The sequence below is a fragment of the Paenibacillus sp. FSL W7-1332 genome (assembly GCF_037969785.1).
Classification (GTDB): Bacteria; Bacillota; Bacilli; order Paenibacillales; family Paenibacillaceae; genus Paenibacillus_AQ.
The window spans coordinates 7,016,758-7,042,078 of record NZ_CP150209.1; the positions used below are offsets into that span (position 1 = coordinate 7,016,758).

Annotated in this window: 18 protein-coding genes and 1 pseudogene; 2 read left to right on the forward strand and 17 right to left on the reverse strand. The window is 48.8% G+C overall.

Translation table 11 applies throughout. The annotated features are described in order from the left end of the window. Positions 1-22: 22 nt before the first annotated feature. From MKX98_RS31925 to MKX98_RS31960, 8 genes are all read right to left on the reverse strand, one after another. Positions 23-1,276, reverse strand: coding sequence for a sugar ABC transporter substrate-binding protein (locus MKX98_RS31925; RefSeq protein WP_194539965.1), 1,254 nt, complete (start codon positions 1,274-1,276; stop codon positions 23-25). Between the two features lie 447 nt (positions 1,277-1,723). Beyond that, the gene (locus MKX98_RS31930; RefSeq protein WP_194539966.1) at positions 1,724-2,977 is read right to left on the reverse strand and encodes an MFS transporter; all 1,254 of its coding nucleotides are present in this window, start codon (positions 2,975-2,977) and stop codon (positions 1,724-1,726) included. Positions 2,978-3,364: 387 nt separating this feature from the next. Continuing rightward, positions 3,365-5,200, reverse strand: a complete 1,836-nt coding sequence (locus MKX98_RS31935) for a sensor histidine kinase (protein WP_339220380.1) — start codon at positions 5,198-5,200, stop codon at positions 3,365-3,367. Next, positions 5,197-6,777 (reverse strand): response regulator, encoded by a 1,581-nt coding sequence (locus tag MKX98_RS31940; protein ID WP_339220382.1) that lies wholly within the window; start codon positions 6,775-6,777, stop codon positions 5,197-5,199. Before MKX98_RS31940 ends, MKX98_RS31935 begins: the two co-directional genes overlap by 4 nt. 94 nt (positions 6,778-6,871) lie before the next feature. After that, complete coding sequence (locus tag MKX98_RS31945) at positions 6,872-8,551, reverse strand: extracellular solute-binding protein (protein WP_339220384.1); 1,680 nt, start codon at positions 8,549-8,551, stop codon at positions 6,872-6,874. A 67-nt stretch (positions 8,552-8,618) separates the two neighbouring features. Further along, on the reverse strand, positions 8,619-9,518 hold the full coding sequence (locus MKX98_RS31950; protein ID WP_339220386.1) for a carbohydrate ABC transporter permease: 900 nt from the start codon (positions 9,516-9,518) through the stop codon (positions 8,619-8,621). A gap of 27 nt (positions 9,519-9,545) precedes the next feature. After that, positions 9,546-10,523, reverse strand: a complete 978-nt coding sequence (locus tag MKX98_RS31955; protein ID WP_339220388.1) for an ABC transporter permease subunit — start codon at positions 10,521-10,523, stop codon at positions 9,546-9,548. Between the two features lie 343 nt (positions 10,524-10,866). Further along, positions 10,867-12,954 carry a molybdopterin oxidoreductase family protein gene (locus MKX98_RS31960; protein ID WP_339220390.1) on the reverse strand — a complete coding sequence of 696 codons (2,088 nt, stop codon included), beginning with the start codon at positions 12,952-12,954 and terminating at the stop codon, positions 10,867-10,869. A gap of 257 nt (positions 12,955-13,211) precedes the next feature. On the opposite strand from MKX98_RS31960, the pseudogene MKX98_RS31965 reads away from it, so the two are divergent. Next, a pseudogene (locus MKX98_RS31965) lies at positions 13,212-13,391 on the forward strand (hypothetical protein); the annotation flags it as partial. Positions 13,392-13,542: 151 nt separating this feature from the next. Here MKX98_RS31965 and MKX98_RS31970 read toward each other — a convergent pair. The 6 genes from MKX98_RS31970 to MKX98_RS31995 form a co-directional block, all read right to left on the reverse strand. Further along, positions 13,543-14,403 carry a formate/nitrite transporter family protein gene (locus tag MKX98_RS31970; RefSeq protein WP_339220392.1) on the reverse strand — a complete coding sequence of 287 codons (861 nt, stop codon included), beginning with the start codon at positions 14,401-14,403 and terminating at the stop codon, positions 13,543-13,545. Positions 14,404-14,780: 377 nt separating this feature from the next. Next, positions 14,781-16,028, reverse strand: a complete 1,248-nt coding sequence (locus MKX98_RS31975) for an MFS transporter (RefSeq protein WP_194539973.1) — start codon at positions 16,026-16,028, stop codon at positions 14,781-14,783. A gap of 110 nt (positions 16,029-16,138) precedes the next feature. Beyond that, on the reverse strand, positions 16,139-16,732 hold the full coding sequence (locus MKX98_RS31980) for a TetR/AcrR family transcriptional regulator (protein ID WP_194539974.1): 594 nt from the start codon (positions 16,730-16,732) through the stop codon (positions 16,139-16,141). Positions 16,733-16,979: 247 nt separating this feature from the next. Next, a complete protein-coding gene (locus MKX98_RS31985; protein ID WP_194539975.1) occupies positions 16,980-17,573 on the reverse strand; it encodes a DUF4352 domain-containing protein in 594 nt (197 codons plus the stop codon). 131 nt (positions 17,574-17,704) lie between these two features. Further along, positions 17,705-19,066: an FAD-dependent oxidoreductase gene (locus tag MKX98_RS31990; protein ID WP_071218829.1), complete on the reverse strand. Its 1,362-nt coding sequence runs from the start codon at positions 19,064-19,066 to the stop codon at positions 17,705-17,707. 490 nt (positions 19,067-19,556) lie between these two features. Then, positions 19,557-20,036: a glutathione peroxidase gene (locus tag MKX98_RS31995; RefSeq protein ID WP_194539976.1), complete on the reverse strand. Its 480-nt coding sequence runs from the start codon at positions 20,034-20,036 to the stop codon at positions 19,557-19,559. A gap of 291 nt (positions 20,037-20,327) precedes the next feature. Here MKX98_RS31995 and MKX98_RS32000 point away from each other — a divergent pair, with 291 nt between their 5' ends. Then, positions 20,328-20,864: a hypothetical protein gene (locus MKX98_RS32000; protein ID WP_339220396.1), complete on the forward strand. Its 537-nt coding sequence runs from the start codon at positions 20,328-20,330 to the stop codon at positions 20,862-20,864. A 24-nt stretch (positions 20,865-20,888) separates the two neighbouring features. Here MKX98_RS32000 and MKX98_RS32005 read toward each other — a convergent pair whose 3' ends face one another. The 3 genes from MKX98_RS32005 to MKX98_RS32015 form a co-directional block, all read right to left on the reverse strand. Further along, positions 20,889-22,142 (reverse strand): hypothetical protein, encoded by a 1,254-nt coding sequence (locus MKX98_RS32005; protein ID WP_339220398.1) that lies wholly within the window; start codon positions 22,140-22,142, stop codon positions 20,889-20,891. Positions 22,143-23,120: 978 nt separating this feature from the next. Further along, positions 23,121-23,471, reverse strand: a complete 351-nt coding sequence (locus MKX98_RS32010; RefSeq protein ID WP_220687271.1) for a DUF3243 domain-containing protein — start codon at positions 23,469-23,471, stop codon at positions 23,121-23,123. A gap of 94 nt (positions 23,472-23,565) precedes the next feature. Further along, the gene (locus MKX98_RS32015; protein WP_339220400.1) at positions 23,566-25,260 is read right to left on the reverse strand and encodes a DEAD/DEAH box helicase; all 1,695 of its coding nucleotides are present in this window, start codon (positions 25,258-25,260) and stop codon (positions 23,566-23,568) included. Positions 25,261-25,321 lie beyond the last annotated feature (61 nt).

Below are 25,321 nucleotides of genomic sequence, written 5' to 3' on the forward strand. Positions count from 1 at the left end.
CGGGCTGCGTTAAGACGCACTCTTATTTTTTGTTTAGAATTTCAGTAGCTTTCTGATTCAAAAGATCCATTTCTGCTTTGATGTCAGCACCGCCAAGCGTAATTTTCTCAAATGCGGCAATGGCTTCTTGGGAGATAGCATCCCACTCCTTAATGAACGGAACAGGCTTAGCGCTTTCGAGCTGTTTTCCGAAGGTAGCAAAAATCGGATCTTCAAAGCGTTGATCTTCCCATGCACTCTTAACAGCAGGCAGGTTTTTAGCCACATCATAGTTGGTCAGCTGCGATTCTTGTTCACTCATGAAGGATATGAATTTAACGGCTTCATCTGCATTTTCGGTTGTGTTGAATACCGACATGTTAGCTCCGCCGAGGAACGATGCATTGTTTTCTTTAGCTGGAAGTGTCGTCGTAGCCCATTTGCCTTCAATCTCAGGCGCTTTGTCTTTAACGCCCTGAATCATCCAAGGACCGCTGATAAACATCGGGAATTGTCCGTCTTTAAATGCGGCAAACAGATCCAAATCACTGGCAAGCGGCGTCATACCCGTATCATAGAAGCTCTTCAGGTATTCCATGGCTCCCATGAATTCCGGCTCGTTAAAATGAGGCTTCCTGTTTTCGTCGATCATAGCGCTTCCATTCTGCCAAGCAAACATGGACAGATAGTTCATATCTTTAGCATCAATGGTGATTGCGTAATTGCCGTCTCCTCTAGCTGCCAGTTTCTTACCGGCATCCTTCATTTCATCCCAAGTCTTAGGACCTTCCGGATAGCCTACTTCAGCCAAAATGTCCGTACGGTAGAACAGCACGCGCGTTTCCACATACCATGGGATGCTGACAACTTTGTCATCATAACTCATGGTTTGCACAGCGCCGTCAAAATAATTTTCTTGCTTCAAGTTTGGATACTGCTCAAGATACGGCGTCAGATCGAGCAAAGCTCCAGCCTGAGCAAATTCCGGAATCCAGGTTGTTCCCATCTGCACGACGTCCGGGCCGCTTTTGGATGCAACCGCTGTAAGCAGCTTGTCATGGGCACTGCCCCAAGGAATTAATTGAACGCTTACCTTAACGCCTGGATTCTTCTCTTCATATTGCTTAATCAAGGTTTCGTCAGATGTGTCACCCATCAGCCAAACTTTCAGTTCCTTCTTGCCTCCACCGCCTTCGCTACCTCCATCTGCTTTCTCAGACCCGCCCGAGCATCCGGCTAATACGACGGAGAACACCAGCAATGCTGCCAACGTCCACAATATTGATTTTTTTCTCATTCTACATTCACCCCGTTTTTAATGTTTACCACCATGCGAAACGTAATGCAAAACCTAATTGAAACCACTTACTTCGAAACGTTTCGATTTTATTCGAAAAAATAAAGACGCCGGATAAAGGTTGCTTCTATAATCCTACTGTCTCTTCATTCCCCCTATAAAGCACCTTTTCATGGTTATCCTAGGGATAAACAAGCTGTTTCGTGTTCATAATAAAAATTTTCCTTGCTTAATTACTTTAAAAAACGCATTCTTTTTGAAACGTTTCGACAAGTTCATTATAGCTCCCCCTGAGAGCGATTTCAATATCCTTTTTATTTTTTTTGTAAGGCGTTTCTTTGACAAGTGGTGTAAGCCTTAAACCGTAGACAAAAAAAGCAGCACACCCCAAAGAAGGCCTGCTGCTTAATCTCTATCCTGAAATTATATCAACTATTAAAACTTGGGCTATGCATTAAGGTGACCTGCATTCTTGTCATGAGCGTCGTGATGCAGCGGGATGTCCTTACTAATCCGGGCATGCACGGCAAATGACAGGAATGACAACACGGCAACACCTACAGCCAACCATGCCACCGGCGTCAACCCGCCGCCGTCATACATCGTTCCCATCGCATAAGGCCCAATCACCCGGCCTGCGGCACCCATGCCGCCTGTCACGCCGATATAGAACGGAGCCGCTTGTCCTGCACGCTCCGAGATAAAAGCCGGGATCGCAGGTGAAATCAGCATTTCCCCCAATGTGGCCAGCACCATCGCAAGGATCATGCCCGGATAACTGTGCACTGTCACAATGACGACATAAGCTGCCAGATAGAACAAAGCGCTTGCCGTCATCTGACTGCTCTCCGTACGGGCCGCCCAACGCTTGATGGCATTCGTGAGCGGCTGCGCGGCAAAAATGAGGATCCCGTTCAGCGTCCATAAATAACCGTAGGCCGTCTTGGACATCCCCTCCGAGATGATGAACGGAGACACCCCTGTATTCCAGATGGAATTACCGAACCACAGAAACAGAGAACCCAATCCCATAAAGAGATAGATTCGGGTGTTCCCGAGCAATGCCCAAGCGCCGGGGCCCGCCGGCAGCGGACTCTTGGGCTGGGGATGATGGGACCCTTGCGATACGCCTGTTCCGCCCAGCTTCGTCAGATAGGACAGGAAGAAAATCGCAAATCCGAAGGACGTGACGCCGTTTAAGACAAAGCTTAAATGATACGATATCTCCGCCAGGAAACCGCTCATGGCCGTTCCTAAGGCTACGCCGATATTATTCGCAACATAAATGACATTAAACAATTCGCCCCGCCGATCGGCAAACCGGAAGCCGATAAATGCCTGTATGGCTGGCATCGATATCGCGTTACAGAATCCGATGAAACCCATCATCGCGATGAACAAGCCCCATAGTCCATTAATGAACGGAAGGGTGAACAGTCCGAGGGCATTCAGCAGCAGCGAGCCCACAATGAGCTTTTTCACCCCAACCCGGTGGTACAGCGCACCGCCAAGGAGTTGACCGGCAATTCCCCCCATGGATTGAATCAGTATGACAAAACCCGCATCCTTCATGCTTCGTCCCAGTTCATCGAATACATACATCGTTGTCAGCGGCCACATCAGGGACCCGCCTGCAGAGGCAACGAGACTTGCAACAAGAAAACCTTTTACTTCCTTAGGGTACTGCTCCAACCATTTCATGTTTATTATCTCCCAGCAGCCTCGCAGCAGTATATTTACGCATATAACCTAAAATAGCCCCACAAAGTGGAGCCTATGCTCCGATGCTTATTCCAAATCCTTTGCGGGGACCCCAAAAAACTTTATAAATTCTAATATGTTAAAAAAAAGCCCATGCGGGCTTTTTCTAATTATTCTTCAAAAAAGAGGCGAACGCCATCTTTTTGCTGTCCCTATAATCCTGTAAGAATGAACATTGCTTGTCACTTCTTATCGCCCAAATCCTAGTATCGCTTGAGAGATCCATTTTTAGCAAGCACATTCATTGACGCTTTACCATAACAGCGAACAGGACGCTAAACAGCGGATCCTCAATTGTTGAAGAATCCCTTGGTTCAGAGTCCCCGTCTACCCCGCCGCCTTCTTATCGGGGTTTGAATTTCTGGATCTTGCAGGTATGCGTATTTGAACCGAAGTCCCGATTCCGACTTTGCTGAAGATGGACACGCCGTATTCGCTCCCATAATGCAGCTTCACCCGCTGGTCAATGTTTCGAATCCCGCAGCCCGTGTGATTATGATCCTGGGGATCCAATATCTCTTGGATTCGTTCCTGCTTCATACCCAGGCCATCATCTATGATTCTGTACAGGATATCATCGCCTTCCTTTTGGACTGAAACCCGAATATGAATACGATCTCCACTCCAAGCATGCTTCAGCACATTTTCAATGAAGGGCTGTAAAATCAGTTTTATAGTCTCGTAAGGCCATATATTCGTGTCGATATCAAAAGTGACTTCCATGCGCTGACCATATTTTACTTTTTGAATATCCAGATACGCATTGGCCTGCTCAATCTCTAAAGCGATGGGTATCAATATTCTGCCTGAATTTAAGGTAAGCCGATAAAATTGTGCCAGCTGCACCACCATATCCTGAAGTTTCTCCGTTTCCCCGAATTTCGCAAGCTGATTAATGGAGGATAGCGTATTGTATAAGAAATGAGGATTAATCTGCGTTTGCAGCATTTCAAGCTCTGCTTCCTTCTTTTGTAGCTGGGTTAAATACACTTTTTTTATTAACGCTTCGATATCCTCGCCCATCGCATTCAAGGCATTCGCAATTTGAGGGAACTCCCCCTTGCCCCGATAAGCGATCCGTTTATGCAGATCCCCTTCCCGAAATGCATTGAGTACCCCTACAATCTTCAGGATTCGTTTAGAGAAAGATCGGGAAATAACATACCCCGTATATGTAAATAACACTACGCAGATGATACAAATGACTATCAAAACGGTTCGTACTCTCTTCGCTTCCTGTTCAATAATATTAAGCGGAACTTGCGCAACGATCTTCCAGTTCTTCTGTGGCAAATCTTCTTCGATGATCAAATAATGCTTCTGATCGTGTGCTGTTAACCCCGTAGGTTCATTTACTTTGACGAGGGTGTCGTTATTATCTTCAACAGATGGGCCAGAGGTAAACACCACATTCCCAAAGGGATCCAGTACCGATAACATACTTCCGTCCCCAAGTTTCGCGTAATCTACACTATCGAACAGCTGCGACAAGCGCACACTGAACCGCATGATTCCCACTTCTTTAATTTGCAGCGGATTGTTCATATCCACCATTCGTCGAATCATCGAAATCCGTCCATCCCGCTCATCCTCTTCCACCTGCCTCCAGATCATGGTTGCATTGTATTTCTCTCCCGGCAGTGTGAAATACCAAAACTCATTGGAAACCCGGGTCATATGGTAAATATCATAGGTTTGTTCGTTGAAATCTTGGTTGATTTCGTGATTCCAATTTTTATACTTCTCGTACACCGTTTGATTATGAAAATAGACGGATAGCCTTAAATTAAGGCCAACCGCCTTTGCAGCGCTCTCTAGCTTTGGGAGAATCACATTGTTCATACGGACATGATTCTCAGCACCCGATAAATCCCGGCGGATGCTCTGAATGAATGCAGGATCATCATACAATGTCGCCGATGTCTGGACGATATCATCCACCTTATAGGCAACGTTATCCCGAATCTGCTGAAGCGTCCCCTGGATGTTGACGCGGGTCTGTTCGCGCATAGTCTCATCATACATCGAATGCGAAATATAAAAGTTTACAGAAACCAATAGCAAAGTAAAGACCGTAAAAGTCAGCATGAGCTTATAACCGACGGGTATATACCCCAGCTTCTTGCCGTCTGTTCCGGATGATGAAATCCAGTGATTGTTCATCCCAATTCTCTCTTTCGATATTCCATGGGTGTCATGGCGAATTTTTCTTTGAACTGCCGGCTGAAATAAGGAAGATAGCGGTATCCTACCTGATCGGCGACTTCATAAACTTTAAGGCCAGGCTGTTTTAGCAATTCACACGCTTTTTCCATGCGCAGTTGTACAAGCAGTTCATTAAACGTATTTCCTGACCGCTCTTTAATCAAAAATCCGATATGACTCGGCGAAAAAGAAAAATGCTGGGCAATATCCTTTATCGTTATATTCTCACTCATTCGTTCTTTCATCGTTTGGATGACACTGCGGATGAATTTACTATCCTTGGAATTGGATTTCTCATATAATCTTTCGGAAATTTCGAATATACGCTGGATGAACCATGAACGAATATCGCTGACGGTTTCGAACTGCATCAAGATATCCAGATGATGAATATCCATGCCTAACAGGTCAAACAAGTCTTCATTGCGACTGCTTAAATATTGTTCGAGCTTCCATATAATATAATTCGACATATTATGCACGGTAAAACGGGAGCGCAGACTCCTTATAGAGCCGAATAATTTTTCCAGTTCATCACAGATTTGAACCAGCTCGTATTCCTCCATTGCCTTTAAGAGGACGTTCATGCGTTCATCAAGCATCCTTGCATCCAGCATTCCCGGCTCGGCACTGACGTCTTCGTACTTGATAATACTTCCCTTGCCCAGAAACATCTTGCCTTCCACCGCTTCAACAGCCTGCCTATACGACAGGTGAAGTTGATCCAATGTGCGTACGGGTTCACCAATGCCCGTTGTCATGGATGTCATCAAATGCTGCTGAACGCTATCCATCAGTGTGCTTATCGTTGGAGTAGCGTTACTGTCCTCCAGCAGTATCGCTACTCGTTGCGAAGACAGCTTACAGTAAGGAAGCATGCCGCTCCCACTATCCGTAATCGCCTCTTGAATACGTTGCAGGAATATTCTCGCCAATTCCCTCTGTGAGGAAAGGCTCCCCGCCTGACGCCATGAAACATTATCGAGCTCCATGACTGCGACGCGAACCGGCCATTTCAACTGGTCGAATTCATAAGAGATACTCATCTTTGTCAGTAATTCTTCTGATTCTTCCCGCTCAAGCAGACGTATAAGAAAATCGCTTTTGACAATGGGGATCATCTCCTGATAAGCCATCTCCACCTCGCGCTGCTTGTTTTCTTCATCTAGATCCCGCTTTACCTTGATTAAGGAAGCAACAAGCTCCCTATCGTTCATCGGCTTGAGAACATAACTGTAAGCCTTCAATAAGAGTGCTTGCTGTACATAGCTGAATTCCTGATATCCGCTGACGAATATGACTCGCATGTTAGGTTTATGTTCAAGCGCAATCCGTGCCAGCTCGAGTCCAGACATATAAGGCATATTGACGTCACTGACTAAAATATCAACATTTTCGCTCTTGATAATTTCACATGCCGACAATGCATTATTGACACTCCCCACTAACTCCATATGCAGATCGGACCAAGGAATGAATCTTCTCATGCCTTCGAGATCTAGTTCTTCATCATCCACAAGCAGCACCTTGTACATAGAACCCCCTCCAGACAATTATGTTCGCAAAACAGAGATATCCCAAAGAACCTTATGGATTCTTTGGGAAGTCCCCCCTAACATTACTGTGTTATTATTTTCCGTTCAATTTAGCTAAATTCTCCTGCCATTTGATCGTCCGCCATTCCAGAAGCTGACCATAGCCCAAATCCATCAAATCCTTGTTTCCTTGATCGAGAATTTTATCAACCTCTTCGTCGTTCTTCGCCATGACGGACTTAGCATAGATTTCGAGGAAAAGTTCATCGACAGATGCTTTGATAATGCCTTCATCCGAATCTGGAGCCGGATTGAGGTTAACAAATTCTGTAACGTTCAATTGAGTTGGCCAAGTAATCGTTTGTTGGTAACGTGTTCTCCAGTCCTGCTCTTCGAAGGGGAGATTCTCCATGTATTTATATTTGGCAGGGTCAATATAACTCGTATTACCTACGAACATAACAGGCTCATTCTTAGATTGAATTTCTGCTACTTCTGCCGGATCATAATTCTCGGTGAAATTCGGCTTACCATCTTCATCGAATCCGTCCCAGTTCTTTCCTTCCGGACCGAAGAATTGGACGTTCATCCCTTCCGGACCTGTGTACCAGTCGAGGAATGCGAATATCGCTTCAGGGTCCTCAGCAGCCGTTGTAATATAGGCAGCATTCCATCCAAAGCTTGTGTAGGTGCCTGGATAAATCTTATTCTTATCCAGACCCGGCTTATGAATAGGCCAAATCATGAAATACCCGCCATCCGGATCTTGTTTGATCAATTCAGGGTGCGCTTCGCCTGCCATCGTTGTGGGACTTGCTCCTGCAAATACTGCCACTCTGCCTGTCATGACTTTCTCCAAAATCTGATCTTCCGTTTGGTTAAAGGCATCTTGAGAGATGAGCTTCTCTCTGTACAGTTTAGCAATATATTTCTGAGCCTCTCGGAATACCGGATCTGTAAGTACTGACGTCAGTTTTCCGTCTTTTGGAACCGCAAGCAAGCTAGCATTCAGATTCGTGTAACTTGCTCCCTCTCCGAAGGCCGTGTATAACACGCCAAGTCCCTGTCTTTCCTGTGCACGGTGCGGCTCGAACGGAATGATGCTGCTGCCGTACTTATCTTTAACTTTCACCAGATAATCATATAGATCGTCCGTTGTTTCGAGCGGAGGCTCGCCCAGCTCTTTATAGATTTTCTTGTTAACTACGTAACCGGCGTTACCGTAAGGATTGGATGAATACCAGTTAGGGAACATATACAGTTTGCCATCATCTGAACGTAACATGTTCAGATCGCCCATCCATGTCTTCAGGTTGGGATACTTATCCAAATAATCATCATAGGCTACCAGTTTTCCTTCTTTGCGGAGTCTCTCCAAGTCTGGATGGTTCTTGTCTGTCCAGATCATATCCGGCAGGTCGTCTGAAGCCATCATCGCACTCAGCTTTTGCGTATGTGCTCCAGCAGCCGCAATCATGTTGATTTTCACTTGTTTTTCTTCACTTAAATATTTACCGACAGGCGTGCTCTCCCATTTAGGGAAGTCCGAGTTCTCATAGTGAGAATATGCTGAAAACTCCAGCGGCTTCTCACCAAGGACCCATTTGCCGTCACGATTCCCCTCTGCTGGCGGATCGGTTTTCTTCTCGCCATCATTGTTTGCTGCCGGTGGTGCTGGAGCAGGAGCTGCCGATTTTCCGCATCCCGCTAGAGCCGTAACCATTATCAATAGCAACGAGACCAATACGAGCAACGGCTTTTTCGTCTTTCTCATTCACTTAACCCCTCTCATTAACAAAAATATATATGTTCAAAGCTGTTCGCCTTAAACCGTTCGTCAACTACTCCTTCAGCGAGCCTACCAGTACGCCTTTGACAAAATACTTTTGCACAAAAGGATAGACAAGAATGATCGGTAAGGTCACCACGATCATCATCGCCATTGTGAGCGATTTTGAAGTGATTTGCCTTGCTTGATCCAGTAGGGCAACCGAAGCGCTATCGAGCACGGAGCTTGAACCCGATACAATATTGGCATTCAAGGTCTGCCGCAGAATCGTCTGAATGGGGAGTAAATAATCACTGGTGATGTAGATACTCGGCAGGAACCAGTCGTTCCAGTGTCCAACGGCAGTCAACAGAGCCAGCGTAGCGATAACCGGTCCGGACAATGGGAGAATAATCCGAAAGAATGTGCCCCAATTGCTGCAGCCGTCAATATGGGCTGACTCTTCCAGCCCTACGGGAAGACCTCGAAAGAAGGTCCGAAAAATGATCATGTTCCACACGCTGATTAAGGATGGAATAATAAATACCAGAAAGCTGTCCATCAGACCGAGTGAACGGATAAGGAGGTACGTTGGAATCAATCCTCCACCAAAGTAGAGGGTGAATATAAAGAACAATGTGTAATATTTTCGTCCGATCAGATAAGTTCGGGTCATCCCGAATGCGAGGAGCGCTGTCATGAATATGGAGGTTGCGGTGCCGATTATGGTACGACTTATGGATATGAAGAACCCGTTAAGCAGTCGGTCGTCCTGGAGTATGATTTTATAATTTTCGGTAGTGAATTCTCTTGGCCAGAAGGTGACTCCGCCCTTTGCGGTATCGACACCTACGTTGAAGGAAACAGCCACCGCATTCCAGAAAGGATAGAGCGCCGAGAAGGCTAATAAACTGAGGAACACGTATATCACGATAAGCATGACCTTATCACCAAAGCTAATTCTTTTTAACATGCCGTACCTCCTGAGGGCTGCTGATTGTTACCATAAGCTATTACCAGATCTTCGAGCCAGATAGTTCGCGATCGTAAGCAGTCCAACACTGATAATCGCCTTGAACAATCCGATAGCAACCGCATAAGAATAACGGTGTGACCCTAGGCCTACTCGATAGACATACGTATCAATAACATCGGATACCGGCCGCAGCACCGGATTGGATGCCAGGAGCAGGATGTCCTCAAAGCCTGCATTGAGCAAGTTGCCGATCGCAAGAATCATAAAGATAATGATGACCGGCATAATCGAAGGAAGCGTAATCAGGTAGATTTGCTTGGACTTACTTGCACCGTCGATGTCCGCAGCCTCATAGAGAGCAGGATCAATACTCGCCATCGCAGCCAGGAATACAATCGAGTTAAATCCGATCTCCTTCCATACGTTGGCCGAAATCAGGATCGACCAAAAATACTCCTTTAACGAAAGGAAATTGATCGGTTCATCAATGGCCCCTATGCTCTCCAGCAGAATGTTGATGCTTCCGTTCTCCGTTGATAGCAAGGCGGTGGTGAATCCTGCCACAATAACCCATGATAGGAAATGGGGCAGGTATGTGATCGTCTGGATGACTCTTTTGAATAACATATGGCGAACTTCATTCAATAAAAGTGCCAGTACGATCGGTGCTGGAAATCCGATAAAGAATTTCAATAGACTGATCACAATCGTGTTGCGCAAAATTCTTTCAAACTCGGGGGCGGCAAAAAAAGCTTCAAAATGTTTAAAACCAACCCACGGGTTATCCCAAATTCTTGAGCCGGTGAACAGGTTATAATCCATAAATCCGGTTATTACGCCGTACATAGGCAGATAGGCAAAAATGAAAACTAGAATGACGCCGGGTATCACCATAAGCTGAACATCCCATTGCTTCATGAATCGCCTAAGAAAACTTTTACTATGGACTTTTGGCTGCCGGGCAATGGGTGATGGTTGCTGTTCTGCAGTAGCTTGCGGCATATTTATCCTCCCGTTACGAAATGATGTAAAAGCACGCCGGGTCTCTGAATGTTTACCATTTTCGAAACCGCTTGCAATTGACTTAGTATCATTCTACCTATGGAAATATTTTGAATCTATATAATAAAACCCCGATTTTTTATACTTCTACCGGAATGTTTCACCCTTTCCAGCCAACAAAAAAACGTCTATCGACGTACTTACTCAGTAGACAGACGCATTTAACGGAAGTTTCTCTTGCGAGATAAGGGGATGCTAAGCCTCGGGTGTTTATACTTTCTTATCCCAAAAAAAGACTGCCTTGAGGTCATATAGACCAACAAGACAGTCAATGTATTCATCTTTATGCACCGGTTATTTTAGTCCTGACCTCGACCACCGTTGAGAAGAAGGTAGCCCCTTCACCCATATCCGACAGCCTGTCGGGTGTAAGGGCATTGGCGCGCTGCTTACGGCCCTCGCCTTCCCACCACAGGCCTTGGCTGACAACGGTGCCCGGCAGCATTTTATCCATTACCTTGGCCCGAACTTCATAGGTTCCGCGGTCGTTGTATACCGTAACCATGTCTCCGTCCTCTATACCGCGTTCCTCTGCATCCTCCGGATGGATCTGCAGGGCAGGCTCCTTCTCCAGCTTCTGATGCTTCTCCACATTCGCAAAGGTCGAATTCAGGAAGTTGTGGTTCGGCGGCGAAATGAACATGAGCGGGTATTTGTGCCCGCGGCCGCGCCTTACGCCGTCATAACCTTCCTTCAGCGGCACGTAGGTCGGAAGAGGCGGAAGACCTGCTTCCTCCAACTGTGCGGAGTAAAGCTCGATCCGACCCGAAGGCGTCGGCAAACGATCCAGATATGTTTCAAGCGGCGTCATATCAAGCTTCACATAGCGGTGATCCTTTAGCTTGTCCAGCGTGACGCCGTTCAGATAAGGGTTACCCGGGAAGTCGAGCGCTCTTGCCATCATCTCCTCTTCCGTCTCATGAAAGGCCGGGTCAGTGAACCCCATAGCCCGCCCCAGCATGGAGAACAGCTCTACATTGCTCTTGCTCTCCCCAAGCGCCGGGATGACCGGCTCCTGCAGCTGGATGTACTGATGCCAGTAGGAAGCGAACAGGTCGGTATTCTCGAACGAGGAGGTTGCCGGGAGCACGATATCTGCATACTTGGCCGTATCCGTCATAAACAGGTCATGCACAACCGTAAACAGATCCTCCCGTGCAAACCCTTCCCTTACCCGCTCGGAGTCGGGAGCGACAACCAGCGGATTGCTGCAATAGACAAAGACCGACTTAATCGGCTGTTCGGTCATGGCAAGCGCCTCGCCGATCCGGTTCATGTTAATCGTCCGCGCATCCGGATTCGGACGGAGATCGGGACGTTCGAGCGCATCGCTGTCCATGCTGTTGTAACCGCCGTTCGACTTGGCGGCCCCTCCGCCCCGCTTCAGCCATTGTCCGGTCAAGGCCGGAAGCGCCGCAATGCTGCGCACCGTCAAGCCCCCATTGTCATGATGCTGAAGACCGTTACCGATATGAATGTAGGAAGTATCTGCCCGGCCGTACAGCTCGGCCAGCTTCTCGATATCCTCAACTGGAATTCCGGTAATGGAGGATACATGCTCCGGTGTATAGTCTTTCACATGCTCACGCAAGGCTTCATGACCGATCGTATACTGCCGCAGGAATTCCTCGTTCACCATGCCGTCACGGAACAAGATGTGCATGAGGCCGACGGCCAGTGCCGCATCCGTGCCCGGAAACAGCGGAATGAACCAATCGGCCCATTGCCCCGTCTGGTTCTTATGCACGTCGATGACAACGACCTTGGCACCGGCCTTGCGCGCTTTCTCTGCCAACACCACCTGATGCATATTGGTGCTGACGATGTTGCCGCCCCAGACGATGATGACATCGGCATGAACGGTATCCTCCGGGACGGTGCCTCCATTAAACCCCATAACGGATTTCCAGCCCTCATTGCCTGCCGAATTACAGATCGACTGCTTCAGCCGGCTGGCGCCCAGCCTGTTGAAGAACCTTCGATCCATGCCGTCTACACTTAATATCCCCATGTTGCCGTAGAAGCTGTAAGGCAGAATGCTCTCAGAGCCATGCTCCTCGATCAGCTTCTCGTAGCGTTCGGCAATCTCCTGAACCGCTTCATCCCAGCTGATTCGCTCGAAAGCGCCCTGACCTTTGGGCCCTACCCTCCGCAGCGGATATAGCACGCGCTCCGGATGATACACCCGATGTGCCATATTACGGACTTTATTGCAGATAGCTCCCTGCGTAATCGGATGATCCGGATTACCGGTAACCTTCACGATTTTTCCGTTCTCTTTATGCAGCAGCAGGCCGCAAGTATCGGGACAATCCAACGGACAGACCGCCGGAAACACGCCGTTTTCCTGATGAATCATCGCTTGAGTCATTTCGTCTATTCCCCCTTGTACACGCTGAATCATATCCCTTTATCTTAAAAGAAAATCAGGGTTCCAGTAAAGTCTTACATTTTTTTCTGCATCGGTGATTCACTCTACTTCCTTCCGGGTATATTCCTATCAAGAGCAACGAAGAGGAACCCAGACCCTTTCTCTTCCTTGCCAAATCATGGACCACTCCCAAAAATTCGCCATGCCCATGTCTCCTCCCCCGAGACCGGCATGGCGAATTTGTTTTGTGTGGCATTATCGATACCGTACAGCGAAAGGCAAGCGAATCCGACGACCAGGTTACCATGGTCATCCCGCAGTTCATCCCCAATAAGGGCTGGCATAACTTCCTGCACAATCAATCCAGCTTGCTCATCCGTGCACATTTGCTGTATCGGAAAGATGTGATTATTACGACTATGCCTTACCATTTAAAAAATAGCGGGCTTGTTCCTTTTGCGACTTATGCAAAGAGTCCGCTCCGCCAACAACGACAAAAAAGCTGCGATCATCCGACCCTATCCCTTAGGGAGCGGTCGATCGCAGCTTTTTTCTCGCCTTTATTTACCAGGCTTCAGTATAATATTTCTACGCAGAATGAACCTGTTGAGCAGTGCCGGTAGCCGGAGCGGAAGGCAGCGCAGCTTCTTGTTCGCCGCGTGGAATGACCTCAACCTTATCATTCTTCTTCAAATATACGGTCCCGTAGGCAGCTCCCACAAACAGCGCGCCTCCGACGAAATTGCCAAGCCATACCGGAATGAAATTTATGAAATACTCACCCCAGCTGTAATACCCTTCAAATATCGCGGCCGGAATGAGGAACATGTTGGCCACCACGTGCTGAAAGCCGATGGCTACAAACGCCATCGTCGGAAACCAGATCCCGAGAATTTTGCCACTCATCTGGTCCGATCCGTAGGACAGCCACACGGCGAGCGCTACGAGCCAGTTGCAGCCGATGCCCGACAAGAAAGCCTGCAGGAAGCTGTCGTCCAGCTTGTGTCCCGCCATATCCACCAGCTTCTCCAGATAAACGCCGCTGCCTGTCAGACCGGTCACATGACCGAAGAAGTAAGCGACGAACAACGCCCCCGCCATATTGCTTACCGTGACGAGAGCTAAATTCCGTATCACCTCCTTCGTGGAAATCCGCTTCTTGAATCTGGCCAGGGACACGGCCATCATGTTGCCCGTCAGCAGCTCTCCGCCTGCGAGCAATACAAGGATCAGTCCGACAGGGAATATCGCCGCGCCTATAAAACCGGCAATGCCTCCCCAAGCCTCAGACGCCCCGGCAATCACGCGAATATCCAGCAAAAAGCCGAGCGCGATAAAAGCCCCCGCCAAAAATCCTAATATCATTACGTTCATGACGGAGTTATGTGCTTTTTTCACCCCGTTCTCCACGGTGATCTCCGCAATGCGATCCGGTTTGTAATAGGCCATGGCCGTTCCCCCATTTCTCCCGCATTCCGTCCTGAAAATCTCTCGGATGCAGCTTCTGATGTTTCTGTTACAGTTACCCATATTGTACCGCAGCCGCCAAAGCAAGAACGTGAATTATATCACGACCCAGTACGTCAGGATCGGACATCCTTGTGTCCTGGCTGCCCTTGATCACGTTTGAGATTGATCATTCGCTCGATCTGAGCCAGCGGTACATATAAAAAAATGCGGTGCCCGGAGATAATCCCGACACCGCTTGGTTGGTGCTTTTACCAGCCCTCTTGTTCTAAACCAGCTAACTTATGCCAGTTTACAAGCAACACGTTCTAAACCAGCAGCCTATGCCAATTTACCAGCAACAAGTTCTAACCACTATCCTATGCCTCGGCGGCAGTCTCTACTCTAACAGGCGTTTCCTTTTCCTGAGCCGGAACGTTCGAGATCGGAAGCTTCATGCTAATCAAGGACGACAGCAGGAAGAGCGCGCCTGCCGTAAAATACACGACCACAATGGAGGTTACCGACATATACCATCCCGTAAACCCGGAGCCGATGAGCAGCATGCCGGTAAACATCGGCGTCATCACGCCATTCAGCCGACCGATGAATTTCTCTTCCACCTGCTGCATCATCACGGCCATCAGAACCGTCTGCGCCATCGCCATCAGCACCCCGGTTGCGAAGCGCATCGTGCCGGTCAGGATCGGCCACTGGGACAGCACCTCGACAAAGGTCGAGAGGCCAAGGAAGGCAAGCCCGGCGAACAACAAGTAGTTGCCTTTCACTCTCCCCGCAATGACAGCAGCCAGCACGCCGCCAATTAACATGCCTAGGCCCTCTAGCGCGGTGAACCACTGAACGCTGGACATTGCCAGTTGTAAACGCTCCGTGATGACAAAGATATCAAGCGGCTGAACAAGTCCGCTGCCGAGCGCCAATAAAACATAGACCACCAGCAGCACCTTCAACAGCCGGCTGGACCCGATATAAGTGAAGCCCGCCTTCATGTCCTTCATAAAAGAACCGGTCGATTCCGAATTGTTAGAGGGTTCATCCACACTGGAAGGAAGACACATTAGCACGATCGCCGAAGCGCCGAATAGAACCAACAAGCTGATTAAAGACGCCTGCAATCCAAAAGCTTGATAAATCGTCGTACCGACCATCGGTCCCAAAATGATAAACAGCGACATCGAGGTCTGGGACAAAGCTGTGGCCGCGGGCACATGCTCATCCGGCAAGCAGCGCTTGATGAGCTTCATGGACGAAGGCTGCGAGAATTGAGATACAACAGCCGAGACCAGGGTCACCGCAAACACGGCCTGCCAATATCCCGCATACACAACGAACAGGATAAGCAATATGGATAAAAAGCTGAGAATGTCCCCCCAGATCATCGTTCGCTTGGGACGCCAACGGTCCGCCAGCACGCCGCCAATCATGGAGATCACAAAGATCGGAGCGTATTCAATTACGGTAAGCAGCGATACGGCGACCGGATCATGGTTGCTCTTCTCCATAATGAAGAACAACAATGCCATGTTGCGGATCCAGATCCCGATATTTTGCATGAAATCCGAAACCATCAGCAGCACAAACGCGCGGTTGCCAAACAAATGCCTCATGTTTTATCCCCCTATTTTAAACCGACTATTCGGTTTAAATATATTTATGCGGAAACGCCCGCCCCGCTTGCAAATCGAGAAGAAGCGTTTCCGATAAATCCTCCGGTTCACTACGATCCTCGGCTCGATAACACACCGTTTAAAAAGTAAGTGACTCCCTTGCGATACAGCTGCCTTGATTCCTCCTGGGTCCGTTCAAAATACCACACCGACATCCCATCAAGCAGCGATGCGAATATGATGGATATTTCCTCTACATCCTCTGCCGGTATTCGCCCTTCGCTTACTCCTTCCGCGAAAATCTCGCGGTAGAGCGTGCGCGGACCTTGCAGGATGGCCAGCATCTCGCCCACAATCGTCTTATTCTCCGGCTGATTGATAAAGAATTCCTCCGCAATCTTGGTCAGCGGATTCTGGAAGTCGTCGACCATATGATCGGCAATGCCGTACAGCTTCTCCTCGAAGCTGGCGTAACGGGCTTTTTGATCGTTCCAGGCTTCCATCCATTCCTGATTCTGCTTCGCCAGCAGCTTGACGAACAAATCTTCCTTGCTCTCAAAGTGATAGTAGATGCTTCCCTTACTGGCACCCGTATACTTGACCAGTTCATCCATGGATGTTGCCGCATACCCGCGCTGGATGAACAGTTCCTTCGCTTTATCCAGAATCATGTCGCGCTTTCGCTGCGCTTTTTCTGAAGACATCGATGTAAGCACTCCTTGCTTGGAAATAATAGTGCGGAATTCACGTACCAAAACCTGGTTCTCTTAATAAAAATGAATCTGTGAAGATGATGAACACCATTCACAGCAATAAAACCGACTGTACGGTTTAATCATACTGAAAACATTCCCGCATGTAAAGCAGCATCTTCACAATCACATAGAAAAAAGGACCTTGCCTAAGCAAAATCCTCTCATCATTCGTACATCCGAAACCAATATTATTTTTTTATTCCACTGCCCAAATGGCTCTTCCTTCTTTCATCGGATCGCCATAACTCAGCTGCAGTCCCTTAACCCCCTGCTTCACTTCGTACGGTATTTCACCTGTCAGCTCGCCGCCTGGGGCAACGGTGCCGTCCAGCATTTTCACGTCATCCGTAATGGGAACCGTATAGTTAAGATCGCTCGAATCCGTCAGGGAAAAAGACAGCGCCGAAGAGATGACCAGCGGCTCCTGGCCATTGTTCTTCACGGTAATGTCAACTACCTTAAACGTATGGCCGGGCTGGGGCTTCAAATATTCATCACCCTCGGATTCACGTACGCCGTTTAGCGTAATGACCGTGCCGTGATAATCCACCGTATCGCCCACTGCGGCAGGTTCGCCGATCGGCTTCACCTCTGCGTTGTCGGCCGGTTGGTCCTCACCTTGGGGTTCTGCAGGCGGCTGTTCTTCAGACGTCCCCGTCTGATCTGTCCCCCCACTGTCCACAACAGCCGGCGGAGTCTCTGCAGGCGGATCAGCCTGATCATTGGAACAAGCCGCCGTCAGCAGCATGGAGAACAATGCAGCTGTGGCCAGCATTACTTTTTTATTCATACTTTATCCTACCTCCTGAAAGTCGAAATCTACATGTCCGGATATTTTCCAATTCGCTGTCAAAATCCATAATCCTTCAAAAACAAGAAAAAGACCCCCAAATCAGGGAGTCTTCTTGGTGAATCGATTACTTATGAATGCACCGGTGTTTTCGTTTCGACCGCCGGCAATGCCTGCAGTCCAGCCGTGTTAAGGAAATTCCACGGTTTATTGTAATGCGGCTGGAAGAAGAAGTCGATGAAGGCCAATTGATCAATCGTCATCCGATTCTGTATGCATACCGACAGCGTGTTAATGGATTGCGTCATATCCACTTTGGAAATAACCTGTGCACCAAGCATCCGGCGGCTGTCTTGCTCATATACCACCTTCAGCGTAACCTCTTCAAAGGTAGGCATGAATTCCGGACGGTAATGATCCGTAATGGTGACCGTCTCCACCTTCAAGCCTTCGTCCTTGGCGGCTCCTTCGGTTAATCCCGTCGACGCAATGTTGTGTTCGTATATTTTCAATCCCGACGTACCTTGCGTTCCCATATATGGGGTTGTTGGCGACACAAGATTGCGTGCAACGAGCGTACCCATCCGGACTGCGTTCGTAGCCAGTGGAATGTACATCATTTTACCGGTCGGGTTATAGTGAACGGAGCAGCAATCGCCTGCTGCATATACATCCTGCTTGCTGCTTTGCATATATTGATCCACGACGATGGCGCCATTTTTCAGCATTTCCACCTGCCCCTTCACCAGCTCCGTATTCGGACGGAAGCCGATGCAGAGGATCACGAGATCCGTGTCGATCTCACCTTTGTCGGTGATGACCTTGTTCACCTTGCCATCCTTGCCTTGGAAAGAAGTCACGGTCTGGCCCAGAGCCATCTCAATCCCTTTTTCACGGAAGGATTCCTCGATCTTGCCGCTAAATTCAGGATCCAGATATTTGTTCAGAATGCGGTCGGCACTATCAATCAGGGTAACCTGCTTGCCGTTCTGTTGGAAGGCTTCGACCAGTTCTACGCCGATGTAACCGGCGCCGACAACCGTAATGTGTTTCGCTTCCTGCGCTTTTTCAATGATCGCATTGGAATGATTATAGTTTTTGCAGAGCAGAATATTATTCAGATCGATGCCTTCAAGCTTCGGTACAATTGGCCATGATCCGGTTGTGATAATCAGTTTGTCATAGGCATCATCAAAAATTTCTTCTGTAACCAGGTTCCGAACTTTCAAGCTTTTCTTATCCGTATCCACCGAAATGATCTCATGCTTCATCTTGGTTTCAACACCCAGCTCGTCGAGCTTCTGAGGCGAAGAGTAGAACAGACCGTCAGGGTCTTTTACAACGCCTCCGACGTAAAGCGCGATGCCGCAGGACAGGAATGAGATGTTATCATTGCGTTCATAAACGGTGATCTGTGCTTCCGGGTAAAGTTTGGCGGTATTCACGATGGCGGACGTTCCTGCATGGGTACAACCGATAACTGCTACTTTCATGGTTCTTCCTCCTCCAAGTATGAAGCTGTATATTTGATTAAGATGAGCACTTTTGCCTGGATTCATGCTTGGTAACGCTTGTTGAGCATGAATGTGGTGACGGGTAATATTATTTGTGAATGTTTTCACTTCATACTTTTATTATAATGTGATTAATTTCACAGTTCAATAGGCAATTGCGTTATTCACACATTGTTCACAATTTCACATAGTTAGAATGATAAAAGAGGTTGACCTAAAGAACATGATGTTCTCATCGCCAATACTCAAGATTAGATCAAGAATAAAGGTTCCCTATCAGGGTAAGCTATAAGGGTCCAGCCTCATGAAATTCAAGCGCGTTCACCCTATCCTATACGTTCTGCCTTGGAGGATCTTGCTTGGACTGGTCTAACGGAATGTGCCATGAAAATAAAAAAAAAGACTGTTCTCCCCAGCGGAATATCCCCGAAGAAAACAGCCCTGTTGATGTAATCGTTACTTTCTGCCACTAGCCAAGCAGAGATTCAATGGCGCCCTTCATCGATTCCGGCGTATCTCGCGGTTCGAATCGCTGAACCACCTTGCCCTCGCGGTCTACCAGAAACTTTGTGAAATTCCAAGCGATCTCTCCGCCTTCGTTCGGTCCTGGCTGCTCGGATTTCAAATATTGAAATAACGGATGCGTTTCTTCCCCGTTCACGTCAATCTTCGCAAAGATTGGGAAATTCACGCCATAATTCAATTGACAGAATGATTCGGCCTCTTCACTTGTACCCGGCTCCTGTCCGCCAAACTGATTGCACGGGAAACCAAGAACCTGCAGTCCTTGCTGGCTATATTGGTCATACAGCTGCTGAAGCTCTCCATATTGCGGCGTAAGTCCGCACTGACTTGCCGTATTTGCAATAATCAGAACCTTGCCCGCATACTGATCGAGCGAGACTTCCTGACCCTTGGTATTTGTTGCATGATATTCGTAAACTGACATCTTCGAATCCCTCCCGGCTTGTTTTGAATAGATGGCATGCTTCCAAGCTCTACAGCCTAGCCAATCTCCTTCCATCATATCGAATAAATCGCCTTAAACCAAATTTTAGTCCAACGCCTCTACCCCACAGCCCGGAAATCCATTATGATGAATGTATGTATAACCTCTTCAAACAAAATCTGCATAGGCTAATAACAGCTGTTTAATCAGCAAGTTAGCAGGGTAATGATTTAAGGTTTGGAGACATATTGCAATATTCCGTATTTCAACAATTGTAAGTGAGGAAAAGAAATGAAACTGTATCCCGAAATGTTTATATCCCCATGGCATCTCATTGTGATTGTGCTGGCACTGATTGCCTTCATCGGCTTAATCAAAGGGGGGTATGACCGAAAGACCGTGCTTCGCAGCACAGGGTTATCGACGCTGGCCTTCTATTTTATACTGACGATCCCCATTGGTCTTATCACCCAGGAATCGCTTTACAAAGAAGAAACGATGCTGACCGATTTGGATCAGAATTTTGAGGACAAGAAGGCGGGTTCCGAGCTCCAAAGCTTTAAAGACTACATCGTGGTCCATGCTGGCGCCTATAAAAACGAGGATGATGCGGACATTGAGATCTATGCCGGCAACTACCATGATAGCCAAACATTTCATGGTCACATCACCCTTTACGTGTACGATAAGAACGATGATGAAGTCTTTACCGAGATGTACAAGAACGTGACCCTCACCCCCGGCGAGAAGAAGAAGCTCGACACCGCCTTTACCAGCCAGCCTATGGAAACCTACAGATACCGATACGAAACGCACCCCCAAATGTGAAAGGTGCGTTTTCTCGTTTTCGTATTAAGTTGACAGATGGTCTCCGGGCTGGATCCCCGGCTTATCGTTTTCAGGAAGAGGCTGATACGCCCCCGGCATCGGCGGCAGATTCTTCGCATCCCGACCTTTGCGCACATGCCGGATGCCCAAATAGAAGAGACCGACCACAGGCAGTGACAGCATGGCTATAGCAAGGAGCATGCTGGACATTTGGTACGAGGGATCCGTTTCGATCTCGGAAAAATCCAAAAGCATAAACGATATAAAGGTAATCAACGAGAACATGATGATCTGGAGCCAGCGCATCCATTTCACCAGGAAGAAGAACAGGATCGCGGAGATTGCAACAAGTAAAATGGGAACTAACGGCTGTTCCGGGTCCGCGTTACCCAGCTCTGCCTGGCGCGTCAGCCAATAACCGATAGCGAACTGAACCGGAAAAATCAGCCAAGCCAGCAAACCGGTTCCACGGAAAGCCGATCTTCGCTTTTGCAGCGCCTCTTCGTACTCGAGGAGTTTCATCTCGTATTCCAGCTGATTAAGCTCCTCTTCCGTCAATTCCCGGTCTTCCTCCTCATTTTCCTGTACCAGACGGTCCAGGTAAGGCCGGAATTGCCGCTCCATATTGCCATCAAATTCTGCACGCTCTAAATCCTCGTCCTCGCGAAGCAAAGACGCAATCGATTCATCCCCAAGATCATGAATGATGATAGAAGTCAGATATAAAGGAATGTCCCTTCTGCCGATAACCTCCAGCCACCGGTTGGCCTCCATCGGATCCGTGAAAGGAATGGCCACCGCCCGTTCCGTCTGCCCTTCTCCCGCGACCAGGTACATAATCGGCATTAACTCCGCCATAGGCACGGATTCGGTCATTTTGCTCTTCTTATAAGCATAACTGAATTGAAAGATGTATCGCCCATAGTATATTTCCTTGATGTCACCGATCCTAAGGCTCCCCTTCAGGGAGTCTTTCGTTTCCGGGTCCCATCTCTCATATTCAATAAAATCTTCGTATAACAAATACTCGTCCAGATGCGTATTGTTCCAGATATGCCCTTTCAGGCTTCTGGACAGACGAATCATCATGAAGATACCGGCGGGTATGGCAACCAGACTCATCCAGGTCCAGACATTGGCCCAGAGGTACAGCAGCATCAAGGGACCCAGTGTCAGGGCCAGGCCAAGCAGTATTCCCAGCACGTGCATTTCAAATGTAATCACCCAATAAAAAGGCTGCATTTTGGGCTTTCTCTGCTCATGAATCACCAGAGACATTCAGGCAACTCCCTCCTACTATTCTTTCATTTGTTTCTATGGCTCACATGTAACGAGCATATTGGAGATCAAGATGGAGCAGTTCGCAGGATGTACCAAATAGTATGTTAGGCCAACGGTAGAGCGTGCGTCCGGCAGTGCGACAAAAGAGCTGTAATTGCAAGTCTTGCCGGGCGATGGATCAGCTTCCCGCGTTTACTCGCAGTCTAACCTAACGGACTCAGGCGACCTTATTTCGCAAAAAATGGGGTTTTAAGCGAATCGAACGGTCAGGAGATCCGTTATTCATCTGGAAAGCTCGGATATTTTGGCTGTTTTCAGCCCAAATAACGGCTCTGGTGTCCGCTATAACGATAAATGGACCTCATTACAGGAAAATAACGTATCTGATGTCCGTTAGCCTCGGCGTTCAGTGTTCTGGTCATCGTCATAGCGATTTCGTTGCACCTGAGTACCATTTCATTGCACCAAGATACCACATCGTTTCACCTAGATACCATATCATTGCACCTAGATACCATATCATTGCACTTAGATACCATATCGTAGCACCTAGGTACCTACCATATCGTTGCATCTAGATACCTACCATATCGTTTGCACCTAGATACCATAACATTGCCCCAGATACCATTTCATTGCACCTACCTAGATACGTCGCACCCAATACCACATCATTGCACCTAGATACCATAACGTTGCCCTAGATACCATATCGTTGGACTTAGATACCATATCGTTGCACCGCACCTCGATATGGTACCGAAGGCGGAGGCGAATCAGCACGTCTAGCTTGCATGCATATTATGTATTGAAGTTAATATCCACCCCTACATTCCTACTTCCCTACTTCCCTACATCCCTACATCCCTACATCCCTACCCCTACATCCTTATAAGTATGTTAATTACTACTCTTGAACCCAAAAATCCTTCCACGGCAAGTCAGCCGGGAAGGATTTCCATCTCACGCTTTGCCTTATTGGGCCGTTCGTTTCTGAGCCAGCTTCACAAGCAGATGAGCCAGCTGATGCTGCTCCGCTTGGGTCCCGACCTTCCATAACTCCTGAAGAAGCTTCTCTTCGGAATTACGGGGCTCCTCGTTTGCAGCCAGATAACCAGCCACCTTTTCTGCTGCCCGCGCCAGCTGCTCTTCATTCAACCCAATGCTCTCGGCAAGCTGAATTCGCTTGTTCAAATAGGATTGGAAGGCATCAAAATCGGCCAGGATTCTCTCCTTCTCCCCATCATCAATCCGGTCCATTGCGTCACTGACCTTACTCACATCCAGCTCACCTTGCTTGTTCACTACATGATTATGTTCAGACATGGTAACGCCTCCTTGTCATTGACTGGGTAACGCTCTCTACTTAAACGGGATCTTCCGGATTGAAACAGATGCTTCCTAAAATTCTCTGGACCTTCTAGCGGCTGCGTCCACCGCGCCGGCCACCACTCTGGCCTCTTGCAGCGCGGCCTTCAGAGGATCGGGTACCGCCCTGTCCGCCGCGACCGCCTTGATTTCCACGCCCCTCGGTTCTGGACGGTCCACGGCTGCTGCCGCCGCGTGTTCCGGCCTGTGATCCACGGCCTTCGCCTGCATTTCCGCCGTCACGACTGCCACTGCTGCGACCTCCAGCCGATAATGGTCCGCGGCCTTCGCCTGCACGCCCACCGTCACGACTAGCGCTGCTGCGGCCTCCAGCCGCAGATTGTCCGCGTCCCTCGGCTGCACGGCCGTCACGGCTTCCTGCCCGTCCGGATCCACGTTCATCTCTGCGTGACGATCCGGCCCTTCCTCTGCTCTGCTCGCTGCCGCGGCTCCGCCCGGAACCCGTACCGCGATCCGCCCGGCTTCTGCCTTGGCCGCGTTCTTGATCGGATTCAAGTGAAGAGATATTTCTAGCTTTTCCCGCTCTGCCCGTATCCCTGCCTGAGCCGCCGGTGCTTTCCCGAAGGCCTCCAGCACTGGAATCATAGCGGACTCGCTTCAAGCGCAGGGAAATTCCTTCCTCGATGCGCTGTAGATCGTTAAGATCCTTACCGGCAGCAAACGTGATAGCCATCCCGTTCCCACCGGCCCGTCCGGTCCGTCCGATACGATGGATGTAACTTTCAACATCATGAGGCATATCGTAGTTAAAGACATGCGTCACGCCCTCGACGTCAAGCCCTCTCGCAGCAACGTCCGTTGCCACCAGCAGCTGCAGCTTGGCTTCCCGGAATCGCTTCATGACCGCTTCCCGCTTCGCTTGGGACAGGTCGCCGTGCAGCTCGTCCGATTGATACCCATGAGCCAGCAGCGCCTCATTCAATGTTGTTGCTCTGCGCTTTGTCCGGCAGAAGATAATCGCGAGAAAAGGGTTATGCTCCTCAATCATCGCACGCAGGGCATCCTGCTTGGAACGGTCTGTACACTCGACCACAACCTGCTGGATCTGCTCCAGCGGAATCGGGGAAGCCCCCTTAATGACAATATCGACGGGGTCTTTCATATAGTTGCCGGCAAGCTGCTTCACGCCGGCAGGCATCGTGGCCGAGAAGAGCATCGTCTGGCGCCGATACGGAAGCGCGTGCATCAGTGCCTCCACCTCATCCAGAAAGCCCATGTGCAGCATCTGGTCGGCTTCGTCCAGTACCAGCTGTTTCACGCCGCCCAGCTCAAGCGTGCCCCGGCGTAAATGGTCCAGCAACCGGCCCGGTGTTCCGATGATCAAATGTCGGCCGCCTTCGAGCTTGCGCAGCTGTTTCTCCACGTCCTGACCGCCATAGACCGCCAGAATTTTGATCCCGTCCGGCTCGCCGGCCGTCAGCTTCTTGGCTTCTTCCGTAATCTGCAATGCCAATTCCCGTGTCGGCGCAATAATGAGCGCCTGCGGGTACGCCCGCTTAGGATCGAGTTGCTGCAGAATCGGCAGCATGAAAGCCAGCGTTTTACCTGTGCCGGTCTTTGCCCGGGCGATAACGTCCTTTCCTTGCAGCAGCAGCGGGATACTCTCTTGCTGTACCGGAGTCGGCACCCCAATCCCCTGCTCCTTCAGTTTCCGTACTCTTTGTTCGTCAATGCCCAGCTGTTGAAAGTTCGGCAAACGTTCCACCTCATTTAAATTATTTAGCATCTGTTGCGTCAAATCGATTGGATTTAGCAAACAAACATACTTACATATAAGTCCGACAAAA